Consider the following 13,173-nt stretch of genomic DNA (forward strand, 5'->3'; position numbering starts at 1 on the left):
CCCTCAGGCGGTCGCGCGCGCCGGCTCCCGGGGTGTGCGGTCCTCGCCCCAGCACGGATCGGGCCGCCACGCCGGGATCCACGCGGCCAGGTCGTTGGCCGGCAGCGGGCGCGAGATGCCGTAGCCCTGGGCCAGGTCGCAGCCGAGGTCGAGGAGGTGGCGGCCGTGCGCGGCGGATTCCACCCCCTCGGCCAGCACCGTGCGGTTCAGGGCCTTGGCGAGGGCGATGACGCTCTCGACGATGGCCAGATCGTCCGGGTCGTCGGGAAGGTTGCGCACGAAGGACTGGTCGATCTTCAGGGTCTGGACCGGCAGGTGGCGCAGGTGGGTGAGCGAGGAGTAGCCGGTGCCGAAGTCGTCGAGCGCCAGCGACACGCCGAGGCCGCGGCAGGCGTGGAGGATGGTGCGGGCGCGGCCGATGTCCTCCAGCGCGGCGGTCTCCAGCACCTCCAGCTGCAGGTGCTCCGGGGCGACCGCGGGCTGCGCCGCCAGCAGCGCCTCCAGGCGCCCGGTGAACCCGTGGCTCAGCAGGTGGCGGGGCGCGATGTTGACGCTGACGCAGAGTCCCATGCCGGCGCCCTGCCACGCGGCCATCTGGGCCAGCGCCGCCGCGACCACCCATTCGCCCATCGCCACCTCCAGCTCGGCCTCCTCCACCAGGGGCAGGAACTCGGCCGGCATCAGCAGCCCGCGTTCGGGATGGTTCCAGCGGATCAGCGCCTCGGCGCCGATGACCGCGCCGCGCCGCATGTCGACCTTGGGCTGGTAGAACAGGGTGAACTGGCCGGCGTCGATGGCGCCGCGCAGGGCGGCCACCAGGTCGCGCAGGCCGCGCGCCCGTGTGTCCCTGGCGGAATCGTAGAAGTGGCAGCGGTTGCGGCCGCCTTCCTTGGCCTCGTACATCGCCTGGTCGGCGTGGCGCACCAGGGTGTCGGGGTCGCCGTCGGTGTCGGGGAACAGGCTGACGCCGACGCTGGCGGTGACCGAGACGGCGCCCTCGGCCCCCGGCAGGCGGACCGGCGCCGCGACCGCCAGAAGGATGCGGGCCAGCAGCGCGGCGCACCCGGCGGCGTCGCCGGGATCGGGCAGCACCACCACGAACTCGTCACCGCCCAGGCGCGCCACGGTGTCGCCGTCGCGCAATGCGCCGGCGATCCGTCCGGCGACCTCGATCAACAGGGAATCGCCGGCGGCGCTGCCGTGGGCGTCGTTCACCGCCTTGAACCCGTCGAGGTCGAGGCAGGCGATGGCGACGGTGCCACCGTCGCGCCGCGCCCGCGACACCGCCTGGGCCATCCGGTCCGCCAGCAGCGCGCGGTTGGGCAGGCCGGTCAGCGCGTCGTGCTGGGCGAGGTGGCGCAACGCCGCCTCCTGGCGCTTCAGGGTGGAGACGTCGGAGAACACCGCCACGAAGCGCTCGGGCGCGCCATCGGCGCCGCGCACCGCGGAGATGCTCAGCCACTCCGGGTAGACCTCGCCGCTCTTGCGCCGGTTCCAGACCTCGCCGCTCCAGTGCCCCTTCGCGAGCAGCGCGGCCCACAGGTCGCGGTAGAACGCCCGGTCGTGCCGGCCGGACCCGAGCAGGCGGGGCGTCTGCCCGACGGCCTCGCCGGCGGCGTACCCGGTGATCCGGCAGAAGGCAGGGTTGACGCGCTCGATGGCCCCCGTCGCGTCGGTGATCATGATGCCTTCGCGCGCGCTTTCGAACACGCTGTCGGCCATGCGCGCCTTGTGCTCGGCGGCGAGCCGCTCGCTGATGTCGCGGGCGACCAGGATGCCGCAGGTCCGCCCGCCGATGGTGGCGAGGTCGAGGGAGGCCAGCGCGGCGAACGCCCCGCCGTGTTTGCGCCGGATGCGGATCTCGCCGTCCGCGGCCCCGGCGAGGGCGGCGGGGCCGTCGGGAAGCACCGTGGTGACCGGCCGCCCCAGCACCTCGGCGCGGGTGAAGCCGGTGCTCCGTTCGAACGCGGTGTTGACGTCGACCACGGCGCGGTCCGCCCAGTCGATGAGGACGACCAGCTCCGGCGAGGCGCCGAAGATGGTGGAGAACTTCGCCTCGGACTCGCGCATCCGCCCGTGGGCGACCCCCAGCCGGACGATGGCCCATCCCAGCCCGGCGACCAGCAGCAAGGTCATTCCGCCCAGCGCCGCGGTGGCGCGCCGTGCCCACGCCTGCCGGACGGCGTAGCCGGCGAGATAGCGGGCGCGCAGGCGCTCCAGGGCGGCATGGGCGTCGATGGCGAAGTAGGCGTCGATGGCCCGGGCCAGGACGCGCTTCTGGTCGGCCAGCGCGCTCAGGTGGAGGGCGATGTGGCCGAGTTCGCCACCGCCGGCGCGGGGGCCGGCGCGGGGGCCGGCGTCGTGCGCGGGCGCGCCGACCAGGGTCCCGATCAGGTCCTGCTGGAGGCGCGCCACCGCCGCCGGGGGCTCGCGCTCGGCGGAGCGGGCGATCTGGAAGGGCAGATAGTTCACCTCGTTGCGAACGAAGGCGGCGGTCGCCTTGACGCGCTCCGCCGCCGCCAGCTTGGCCTCGACGCGGCGGCGATAGGGGTCGGCGAGCGCCGGCGGGAAGGTGTCGGGGGCACCGTCCAGGGTGGCGAGCAGGGCGCCGATGCCCTGGGCGTGGTGGACCAGCGTGTCGTAGTGGGGGAGGATGCCGGCGACCACCTGCAGCAGGTCCCGGTCGAGGCTGGTTTCGCGGTGGGCAAGGTGGTCGAAGGTGGCGAGGACCGCGGCGTGGCGCTCGGCGTCGGCGCGGCGATCGACGACGAAGACGAACAGCCCGGCGGCGACGCTCACCGCCAGCGCGAAGGTCAGCCCCATCCACAGGGCGTGCCGGGTCATCGCGCGTTCTCCGCCCGGGGCGCGGGCAGGGGGCCGGGCTGCAGGGGACCGGGAAGCGTGGCCAGGAACTGGGCGATCAGCGTCACGTCGGCATCGGCGATGTCGCGGCCCAGCTGGTGGCGCGCCATCAGGCGTATCGCCTCGGTCAGGGTGGCCACGCTGCCGTCGTGGAAGTAGGGGGCGGTGTGCACCGCCAGCCGCAGGCTCGGCACCTTGAAGACGTGGCGGTCGTCGTCGTCGCCGGTGACGGCGTACCGGCCGAGGTGGACGGGAAGGGTGGCGTCGCGCTCCGCCAGGGGATCGCCGAAGAAGCCGAAGCGCTGGAACATGTTGCCGCCCACCGCCGCACCCTGGTGGCAGGAGGCGCAGCCGTACGATTTGAAGAGGGCGTAGCCGTGCCGCTCGTCGGCGGTCAGCGCCCCCCGGTCGCCGCTCAACCAGGCGTCGAAGCGGGACCCCGTGGTGACCAGCGAGCGCTGGAACGTCGCCAGGGCGTCCCGCACCGCGGCCTCGCTGGGGGCGCCGCCGTAGACCGCCAGGAACGCCGCGCGGTGGGGCGACTCCCGCAGGCGCGCCAGCACCCCCGGCCAGTCGCTTCCCATCTCCAGCGGGTTCACGATGGGGCCGCCCGCCTGCTCCTCCAGGGTGCGGGCGCGGCCGTCCCAGAACTGGGCGACGTTGAGCGCGGTGTTGTAGACCGTCGGCGTGTTGAAGGCGCCGCGGGCGCCGCCGATGCCGACCGCCGTGCTCTCCTGGTCGGCGCCGCCGCGCGCCAGGTCGTGGCACGACGCGCAGCTCACCGTGCCGTCGGCCGACAGGATGGGGTCCGCGAACAGCCGGGAGCCCAGGAGGACCTTGCCGGGGTCCAGGCCGGTCGGCCGGGCCAGCGCCAGGATCGGCTCGCGGGCCTGGCCGAACGCCAGGGAGAGCGGGGTGCTTGGCGCCGTGATCTCGGCCGCCGCCGCGATCGCCGGCGCCGCCAGCACGACGGTGATTCCGGCGACCAGGAGAGCCACCAGGGGGGTCAGCAGCCGGGTCGCGGCCCGGGCGGCCGCGCGCGCCGCCGGACACCATGGACCGTGGCCGGGTGACGGGCACTGTCGTGTCATGTCCGTGCACGTTTCTTTCGCGTCGGGGGCAACAATCTGTCCGGCCAGCACACCGTAGCAGATCGGCCATACCCATACAAAGGATGTGGCGATCGCGCTTCCATTCGCCGCAGCGCCGCGAACCGGCGCGCACGCCGCGGCGGGCGACGGCTTTCGCTCCGGCGCGGATAAAACCCCTTTACGAACATTCGCGCCCGGAATAAGGTGGCCTAACGAACTCAAACGCGCATGAACGAAAATGACGACGAACGCGGACACGGTGCCCCCGGGGACGACGGCGCAACGGCCGGCCGACCTCCTTGTGATCGGTGGCGGGGTGAACGGGGCGGGCATCGCCCGCGACGCCGTCGGCCGCGGCTTCTCGACCGTCCTGTGTGAGCAGAGCGATCTCGGCAGTGCCACGTCCTCGGCCAGCACCAAGCTGATCCACGGCGGGCTGCGCTATCTCGAGCACTACGAGTTCCGGCTGGTGCGCGAGGCGCTGGTGGAGCGGGAGGTGCTGCTGGCGCTGGCGCCGCACATCGTCTGGCCCATGCGCTTCGTGCTGCCCCATGACACCACCATGCGCCCGGCGTGGCTGCTGCGCCTCGGGCTGTTCCTCTACGACCATCTCGGCGGGCGCAAGCGGCTGCCGGGCTCGCACGGCCTCGACCTGCGCCGCGACCCCGCCGGGGCGCCCCTGGCGGAGCGCCTGCGCACCGCCTTCGAGTACTCGGACTGCTGGGTCGAGGACAGCCGCCTGGTGGTGTTGAACGCCATGGACGCGGCCGAACGCGGCGCCGAGATCCTCACCCGCACGCGCTGCGTCGCGGCGCGGCGCGAGGGCGGTCTGTGGCGCGCCGACCTGGAGGACCGCGCCGGCGGCGCCCCCCGCACGGTGTGGGCGCGCGCCCTGGTCAACGCCGCCGGCCCCTGGGTGGCCGAGGTGCTGAACACCCGTCTCGGCACCGTGGCCCGCGCCACCGTCCGCCTGGTCAAGGGCAGCCACATCGTCGTGCCGCGGCTGTTCGAGGGCGACCACGCCTACATCTTCCAGAACGACGACCGCCGCATCGTCTTCGCCATCCCCTACGAGCGGGATTTCACGCTGATCGGCACCACCGACGTGGACCACCGCGGCGACCCCGGGCGGGCCGCCATCGACGCGGCGGAGATCGACTATCTGTGCCGCGCGGTGTCCAGGTGCTTCACCCGGCCGGTGACGCCGGACCAGGTGGTCTGGAGCTATTCGGGCGTGCGGCCGCTCTACGACGACGCCACCGGCGACGCGTCGGCGGTGACCCGCGACTACGTGCTCGACCTCGACCAGGCCCCCGGGGCGGCGCCGCTCCTGTCGATCTTCGGCGGCAAGATCACCACCTTCCGCCGCCTCTCCGAAGAGGCGGTGGAGACGCTGCAGAAGGCCCTGGGCCGGTCGGCCCCGCGCTGGACGGCGGCGGCCCCGCTGCCCGGCGGCGACATGGCGGACGCCGACTTCGACCGCTTCCTGGAGCGGCTGTGCACGCGCCATCCCTGGCTGCCGGAGGCGCTGGCGCGCCGCTACGCCCGGGCCTACGGCACCCGCGTCGACCGCCTGCTCGACGGGGCGGCCGGGCTCGACGACCTCGGCGCGCGGGTGGCCGGCGACGTCCACGAGGCGGAGCTGCGCTACGCCGTGGCGGCGGAGTATGTGCGCACCGGCGACGATTTCCTGTGGCGCCGCACCAAGCTGGGCCTGCACCTCGACGCCGACGGGCGGGCCGCCGTCGCCGCCTGGATCGACGGGCGCTGCGCCGCCGAGGCGCCGCCGCTGGCGCGGAGCGCGACCGCCGGGCGGGGCTGATCGGGCCACCACCGCGTCACCATCGGTTCGCCGGGCGGCGCGGCCTCGAGGCCGCACGGACGGCGCGCCGCCGGGGGGCCGGGTCCCGGCGGGCGGCCTTCCCGCGGCCGGGGGGATCGCCGCCGCGACGGCGCGTGCGCCGTTGACTTCCGCGACGCCGTGCTGATTCTCGACTGACGACCACCCGGTGGCCGCGGCCACCGCGCGTTCTCGAAAGGGGTTCCATGACCGCCTCGGCCCGCCACCTCCTGGCCATCGACCAGGGCACCACCTCCACCCGCGCCATCGTCTTCGCGGTCGACGGGACGCCCCGCGCCATGGCGCGCCGCGAGTTCCCCCAGCACTATCCCGACGACGGCTGGGTCGAGCACGACGGCGAGGACATCTGGCGCGACACCGTCGCGGTGGTGCGCGAGGCGCTCGGCCAGGCCGGGCTGGCCGCCGGCGCGGTGGCGGCCCTGGGCATCACCAACCAGCGCGAGACGGCGATCCTGTGGGACCGCGCGACCGGCGAGCCGGTGCACCGCGCCATCGTCTGGCAGGACCGCCGCACCGCGGCCCTGTGCCGGGCGCTGCAGCGCGACGGCAGCGAGGCGGAGATCCGTCGCCGCACCGGGCTGGTGGTCGACGCCTATTTCTCCGCCTCCAAGCTGGCGTGGCTGCTCGACAACGTGCCCGGCGTGCGGGCCCGGGCGGAGCGCGGCGAGCTCGCCTTCGGCACCATCGACAGCTTTCTGTTGTTCCGCCTGACCGGCGGCGCGGTGCACGCGACCGACGCCACCAACGCCTCGCGCACCATGCTGTTCAACATCCACACCCAGGAGTGGGACGAGGAGCTGCTGCGCCTCTTCGCCGTACCGCGCGCCGTGCTGCCGGAGGTGCGCGACAGCAGCGCCGATTTCGGCGTCACCGACCCGGCCCTGTTCGGCGCGCCCATCCCGATCCGCGGCGTGGCCGGCGACCAGCAGGCCGCCATGGTCGGCCAGGCCTGTTTCACCCCGGGCATGGTCAAGTCGACCTACGGCACCGGCTGCTTCGCCCTGCTCAACACCGGTCCGCGGCCGGTGGACTCGACGCACCGCATGATCGCCACCGTCGCCTACCGCCTGGACGGCCGGCCGACCTACGCGCTGGAGGGGTCGATCTTCGTCGCGGGGGCGGCCATCAAGTGGCTGCGCGACCGCATGGGGCTGATCGACAGCGCCGCCCACACGGCGGAGCTGGCGGTGACCGTTCCCGACAGCCACGGAGTCTACCTCGTGCCCGCCTTCGTCGGCCTGGGCGCCCCCCACTGGGACCCCGACGCCCGCGCCTCGATCCAGGGGCTGACCCTGGACGCCGGCCCGGAGCACATCGCCCGCGCCGCGCTGGAAGCCGTGGCGTTCCAGACCCGCGACCTGCGCGACGCCATGGCCGCCGACAGCGCGGCCGCGCCCCAGACCCTGCGGGTCGACGGCGGCATGGTGGTGAACGACTGGCTGTGCCAGTTCCTGGCGGACACCCTGGACGCCCCGGTCGAGCGCCCCGCGGTCACCGAGACCACCGCGCTGGGGGCGGCGCTGCTGGCCGGGCTGCAGACCGGCCTCTACGACGGGCTGGACGGCGCGCGCGGCCTCGCCGCCACCTGGACCTGCGAGCGCCGCTTCGAGCCGGGCCTCGACCCGGCCCGCCGCACCGCCCTCTACGCCGGCTGGCGGCTGGCCGTGGAACGGGTGCGCTGGGCGGGCCCGGCGGCGTAGCCGCGACCGCCGCCGCTCAGCGGCAGCGGTCGTAGAACGCGGCGTAGCCGCCGAGCGCCACCGCCAGGCCGACCAGGGTGGCGAACGCCCCGAGCCCGACGGCATAGGACAGGAAGGTCGCCACCGCGCCGCCCAGGAAGGTGAGGCGGGCCAGGGTGTCGCAGCTCAGCTTCGGCCGGTGCGGCGGCGGGGAGCGGCGGAGGTGGTGGATTTCGGCCATGGGCGCGGGCTCGGGTGCGGGTGGCGTGGGCGCCAACTATGGGCGGCGGCCGCCGCCGCGGCAAGGGGATGCCGCGCCGGCAGCGCCGGTGGTCCCGGCTCAGCCCGGCCGCGGCCGCGCACCGTCGAGGAACCAGGCGGCGGCGTTGCGGTAGCAGACATCGGCCACCAGCTCGGCGGCGAGGTCGTGGTCGGGCGGGATCAGGCCGCGCTCCATCCAGTCGCCGACCATGGCGCAGAGCAGGCGGCGGAAGTACTCGTGCCGCGGGAACGAGAGGAAGGACCGGCTGTCGGTCAGCATGCCCACGAAGCGGGCGATCAGCCCCATCTGGGCGAGCTGGGTCATCTGGCGCTGCATGCCGTCGAGCTGGTCGTTGAACCACCAGCCCGACCCGGCCTGGATCTTGCCCGGGACCGAGCCGTCCTGGAAGTTGCCGGCGGTGGTGACGATCACCTCGTTCTTCGACGGGTCGATCGAATAGAGGATGGTGCGCGGCAGCGCGTCGGTGCGGTCGAGGCGGTCGAGCAGGGCGTTGAGCGGGCCGGCGATGGGCCGGTCGTTCATGGAATCGCCGCCGCAGTCCGCACCGACCCGCCGGAACAGCGCGGTGCGGTTGTTGCGGATCGGCCCGATGTGGAGCTGCATCACCAGGTTGCGCCGGGCGTAGGCGCGGCCCAGCGCCACCAGCACGGCGGTCTGGAAATCGCCGATCTCCGCCTCGTCCAGGGGGGTGCCGGCGCGGCCCTTGGCGAGGATGGCGGTCAGCTCGCGGTCGGTGCGCTCCGCGCCGTGGCGCAGCACCTCGATGCCGTGGTCGGTGGCGACGCAGCCCGCCGCCACGAAATGGTCGAGCCGGCGCTCCAGCGCCGCCACCAGGTCCTCGAACCGGGCGATGGGAAGGCCCGACGCCTCCTCCAGCCGCTCCAGATAGGCCGGGAAATCGTCCCGCTCGATCTTGAACGCCCGGTCCGGGCGGAAGCTCGGCACCACCGTGAAGCCGAGATCCGCCTCGCCGCGCAGGGCCATGTGGTGGCGCAGGTCGTCGCACGGGTCGTCGGTGGTGCCCACCAGCGCCACCTTCATGCGGCGCAGCAGGCCGCGCGCCCCGAATTCGGGCTCGGCCAGCCGGGCGTTGGCGGTCTCCCACACCCGGTCGGCGGTGCGCGGCGACAGCACCGTGCCCTCCAGGCCGAAATAGCGGTGGAGCTCCAGGTGGCTCCAGTGGTGCAGCGGGTTGCCCAGGCACTGGGGCAGGGTGGCGGCGAAGGCGTCGAACTTCTCACGGAAATCGGCGTCGCCGGTCACCCGCCGCTCGTCGATGCCGGCCCAGCGCATGGCCCGCCACTTGTAGTGGTCGGCCTCCAGCCACAGCCGGCCCAGCGTGTCCCAGTGGGTGTCCGCGGCGATCTGCTCGGGCGGCAGGTGGTTGTGGTAGTCGACGATCGGCAGCTCCGCCGCGACCTCGTGGAAGAGCCGGCGGGCCGCCTCGGTGTCGAGCAGGAAGTCGGGGCCGAGAAAGGGCTTCATGGGGCGTCCTCGTGGTCGGAGGGTGCGGGCTGGCGGGCGAGGGCGGCCACCGCGGCGCGGGCGCCGTCGCGGCGCAGGCCGCGGTAGGCGTCCTCCACGCCGCGGCGGAACGCAGGGTCGGCCGCCAGGTCGGCGGGGAAGACGGCGTCCAGGGCGAGCATCGCGGCGACGTGGTCGGCGCCGTCGGCGGTGGCGGCGACGATGGCCGTGATCTGCTCCGCCAGGGGGTCGGAGAGGGGCAGCGGCCGGCCGGCGTCGTCGACGCCGCGGCAATAGGCCATCCAGCCGGCGACGCCCAGCGCCAGGCGGCGCCAGCCGGTGCCGCGCTCCAGATGGTGGCGGATCGGGTTCAGCATCCGCTGCGGCAGCTTCTGGCTGCCGTCGGTGGCGATCTGGGTGGTGCGGTGCTTGAGGCGGCTGTTGGCGAAGCGGGCGATCAGCGAGCGGGCGTAGGCGTCGAGGTCGATGCCGTCGGGCATCGCCAGGGTCGGCGCCTGCTCGTCGCGCATCAGGGCCAGGGCGGCGTCCCGGAACACCGCGTCGCCCATGCAGGCGGCGACGGTGCCGTGCCCGGCCAGCGCGCCGAGATAGGCGAGGAAGGAGTGCGAGCCGTTGAGCATGCGCAGCTTCATCTCCTCGAACGGGCGGACGTCGGCGACGAAGCGGGCGCCGGCCCGGTCGAGGGCGGGCCGGCCGGCGGCGAAGCGGTCCTCGATCACCCATTGCCGGAACGGCTCGCGCACGATCCCGGTCACCGGGTCGCCGCCGGCCTCCGCCAGCAGGGCGCGGCCGTCGTCGTCGAGCGCCGGGACGATGCAGTCGACCATGGTGCCGGGAAAGGTCACGTGGTCGGCGATCCAGGCCGCCAGGGTGGCGTCGACCGCCGCCGCGAAGCCCAGGACGACGCGCCGGCAGACGGCGCCGTTGTCCGGCAGGTTGTCGCAGGACAGCACGGTCAGCCCGCCGAGGCCCCGGGCGCGGCGGCGGCGCAGCCCCTCCACCAGCACGCCGACGGCGGTCTGCGGTGCGGCCGGCGCCGAGAGGTCGTGGCGGATGCCGGCGTGCTCGCGGTCCAGCGTGCCGGCGCGGGAGCAATAGCCCTTCTCGGTGATGGTCAGCGAGACGATGGCGAGCGCCTCCGACTCGAAATGGCCGAGCAGGGCGTCGGCGCCGTCCCGCCGCGGATGGCAGGTGGCGACCACGCAGCCGATGCGCCGCGCCGTGCCGCCGCCGTCGTCGACCGCGACCACGGTGAACAGGTGGTCGGCCCGGTCGAGCGCCGAGAGCTCCTCGGCGCCCGATTGCAGGCGGGTGGCGACCACGCCCCAGTCGCCGCCGGCCTGGTCCAGCGCGTCGTCGAGGTGGCCGCACACGAAGGCCCGGGCGAAGGCGCCGAAGCCGATGTGCAGGATGCGCGGGCGCAGCGCCGCGCGGTCGTAGCGGGGGGCCGGCGCGGCGACGGAGGGTGGCATGGTCGGGTCCTCGTTCGGATGGCCGGTGGATCAGGCGACGGCGATGCGGTCGCCGGCGGCGGCGGGCGCGCCGTTGACGGTCAGCGGGCGGGTCTCGCCCGCCGGCAGCCACACGGTGGCCCCGTCATGGGCCGGGCGGTAGGGGCCGGACGCCGTCCAGCTCAGCCGCAGCGCCGCCGCGTCGCCCTCCAGGACGAAGCGGGTGAGGCGGTGGTCGCCGGCCAGCGCCCGGGCCGACACCCCGTCGTCGGCGTACTCCAGGGCGTCGCCGCGGACGCTGCCGGGGGCGGGGAACAGCGCCCAGGTCCGCCGCACGTCCCGCGCCGCGTCGGCGCGCTCCAGGCCGTCGGCCAGGGGCAGCACGGTGCCGCCGCGCACGAACAGGGGCATGCTCGACAGGTCCACCGGCAGGACCAGCTCGGTGCCGCCGGGGTGCCAGGTGCCGGCGTGGAAGTCCCACCAGCCCGTGGCGTTGCGGGGCAGCCGCACACGCCGCTCGCGGGCCCCGGGCTCGACCACGCTGGCGACCAGCAGGTCACGGCCGATCAGGAAGTCGTCGGTGTCCTCCAGGCAGGCCGGGTCGTCCGCGTGGTCCAGGAAGGTCGGGCGCAGCATCGGCTCGTCCTCGGTGACGCAGCGGAACAGCGTCGTGTAAAGGTAGGGCAGCAGGCGGTAGCGCAGGCGGATGGCGTCGCGGATCAGCGGCGTCACCTCCGGGAACATCCAGGGCTCGTTGACCGTGCGGTCGTCGTTCCAGGAATGGATGGTGAAGCGGGGGTGGAACACCCCGTTCTGCACCCAGCGCACGAACAGCTCCGGACCCGGCCGCGGGCCGGAGAAGCCGCCGACGTCGTGGCCGACGTTGAACAGGCCGGACAGCGACATGCCCAGCCCCATGCGGATGTTGTAGCGCAGGGTCTCCCAGCTCGTCCGGTTGTCGCCCGACCAGGTCTGGGCGTAGCGCTGCAGCCCCGGCGCGCCGGAGCGCGAGATCAGGTAGGGACGGGTGTCCGGGGCGAAGGCGGTCTGGGCGTCGTGGGAGGCGCGGGTCATCAGCACCGGCATCAGCGGGCGGATCAGCCCGATGTCGACCGGCTCACCGAAGCCGGCGCAGCGGGCCGTCGAATCCCACACCTCGAACTCGTTGTTGTCGTTCCAGGTGGAGCCGATGCCCAGGCTCAGCAGCTTCTCCGTGACGTTGGCCCGCCACCACGCGACGGTGTCCGGATTGGTGAAGTCGAGGTGCGAGCCCTCGTCGTCCCAGAAGGCCGAACGCTCCGGCGCGCCGGTGTCGCGGTCCTGCACGAACAGCCCGGCCTCCGCCACCCGGGCGTATTCGGGATGGTCCTGGAGCAGGCACGGCTTGATGTTGGCGGCGAGGTGGATGCCGGCGTCGGCGAACACCCGGGCCATGCCGGCGGGATCGGGCACCTTGTCGTGGTTCCAGTTGAAGACGTAGCGCTTGTCGCCGATCGAGGTGTAGCCCGACGAGAGCTGGAAGCTGTCGCAGGGGATGGCGTGCTCGGCCACCAGGTCGACGAAGCCCTCCAGCCGCTCCTGGGCGTTGGCGGCGTCGGTGTAGTGCATGGTGGAGCCGGAGTAGCCGAGGCTCCACAGCGGCGGGAAGGCGGTGCCGCCGGTCAGGCGCACATGGCCCTTCACGGCCTCCAGGACGGTTGGCGCCCAGCGCACGTAGAGGTCGAGGTCGCCGTCCTCCGCGCGGTAGGCGCGGAACGGCTTGTGGTAGTTGTCGATCTCGTTGCCCAGGTCGAACCAGCAGCCGGCGAGGTTGTCGAAGAACAGGCCATAGGCGCCCGCCGCCTCGGTGCGGGTGACGGTGAAGGGGATGTGCTTGTAGAGCGGGTCGGTCGACCGGGCGTCGTAGCCCATGGCGTCGAGGTTGCGCATCTCGTAGCGGCGGCCGGTGCGCTCCAGGGGGCCGGCCTTCTCGCCCAGGCCGTAGACCCGGTCGCCCGGCCGGCGCAGCAGGAAATGGGCGTGGGCGTGGTCGCGCGCGCCCAGCATGTAGGCGCCGGTGCGGCGGTCCTCGGCGAACGACGCCCAGGTGCCGTCGGCCAGCCGGGCCTCCCACGACAGGGCCAGCGGGGTGGAGACGGTCAGCCGCAGGGACGCGGTGGTGATCACCAGCCCGCCGTCGTCCTGCCGCGCCGTGAAGGGCGGGCAGGGAAAGCCGGAGAGGTCGAGGCGCTGGCGCCCCTCCCAGGGGACGTCGCCGGCCGCCGCGCCGCCGGGTGCGGTCGCGGGGGCGACGGTCCAGGTGCGGTCCAGGCGCAGCGCGCCGTCCTTCTGCAGGAGCACCCGGACCAGGGTGTCCTCCAGCACCAGGATGGACAGCCGGTGGCGCCCCTCGACCAGCAGGTCGACGCCGGTGTCGGTGGTGCGCTCCAGCCGCCAGCTCCGCAGGGTCTTCATGGTGTCC

General features: G+C 74.2%; 8 protein-coding genes. 2 read left to right on the top strand and 6 right to left on the bottom strand.

The annotated features are described in order from the left end of the window. Positions 1 to 3: 3 nt before the first annotated feature. On the bottom strand, positions 4 to 2,844 hold the full coding sequence (locus AC6H2I_RS04350) for an EAL domain-containing protein (RefSeq protein ID WP_497499349.1): 2,841 nt from the start codon (positions 2,842 to 2,844) through the stop codon (positions 4 to 6). Next, a complete protein-coding gene (locus AC6H2I_RS04355; protein WP_497499350.1) occupies positions 2,841 to 3,953 on the bottom strand; it encodes a cytochrome-c peroxidase in 1,113 nt (370 codons plus the stop codon). The genes AC6H2I_RS04350 and AC6H2I_RS04355 overlap by 4 nt, the downstream gene beginning before the upstream one ends. A 238-nt stretch (positions 3,954 to 4,191) precedes the next feature. On the opposite strand from AC6H2I_RS04355, the gene glpD reads away from it, so the two are divergent. Both glpD and glpK read left to right on the top strand, forming a co-directional pair. Then, positions 4,192 to 5,775, top strand: a complete 1,584-nt coding sequence (gene glpD / locus AC6H2I_RS04360) for a glycerol-3-phosphate dehydrogenase (RefSeq protein WP_497499351.1) — start codon at positions 4,192 to 4,194, stop codon at positions 5,773 to 5,775. 224 nt (positions 5,776 to 5,999) lie between these two features. Continuing rightward, positions 6,000 to 7,514 carry a glycerol kinase GlpK gene (gene glpK, locus AC6H2I_RS04365; protein WP_497499352.1) on the top strand — a complete coding sequence of 505 codons (1,515 nt, stop codon included), beginning with the start codon at positions 6,000 to 6,002 and terminating at the stop codon, positions 7,512 to 7,514. A gap of 16 nt (positions 7,515 to 7,530) precedes the next feature. Here glpK and AC6H2I_RS04370 read toward each other — a convergent pair whose 3' ends face one another. The 4 genes from AC6H2I_RS04370 to AC6H2I_RS04385 form a co-directional block, all read right to left on the bottom strand. After that, positions 7,531 to 7,734 (bottom strand): hypothetical protein, encoded by a 204-nt coding sequence (locus tag AC6H2I_RS04370; RefSeq protein WP_497499353.1) that lies wholly within the window; start codon positions 7,732 to 7,734, stop codon positions 7,531 to 7,533. A 99-nt stretch (positions 7,735 to 7,833) separates the two neighbouring features. Then, the gene (uxaC, locus tag AC6H2I_RS04375) at positions 7,834 to 9,261 is read right to left on the bottom strand and encodes a glucuronate isomerase (RefSeq protein WP_497499354.1); all 1,428 of its coding nucleotides are present in this window, start codon (positions 9,259 to 9,261) and stop codon (positions 7,834 to 7,836) included. Then, entirely contained in the window at positions 9,258 to 10,733 is a 1,476-nt protein-coding gene (locus AC6H2I_RS04380) for a mannitol dehydrogenase family protein (RefSeq protein ID WP_497499355.1), read from the bottom strand. Before AC6H2I_RS04380 ends, uxaC begins: the two co-directional genes overlap by 4 nt. A 30-nt stretch (positions 10,734 to 10,763) precedes the next feature. Then, on the bottom strand, positions 10,764 to 13,166 hold the full coding sequence (locus AC6H2I_RS04385) for a glycoside hydrolase family 31 protein (protein WP_497499356.1): 2,403 nt from the start codon (positions 13,164 to 13,166) through the stop codon (positions 10,764 to 10,766). Between the last annotated feature and the right edge of the window lie 7 nt (positions 13,167 to 13,173).

Source organism: Azospirillum sp. NS33, from assembly GCF_059703765.1.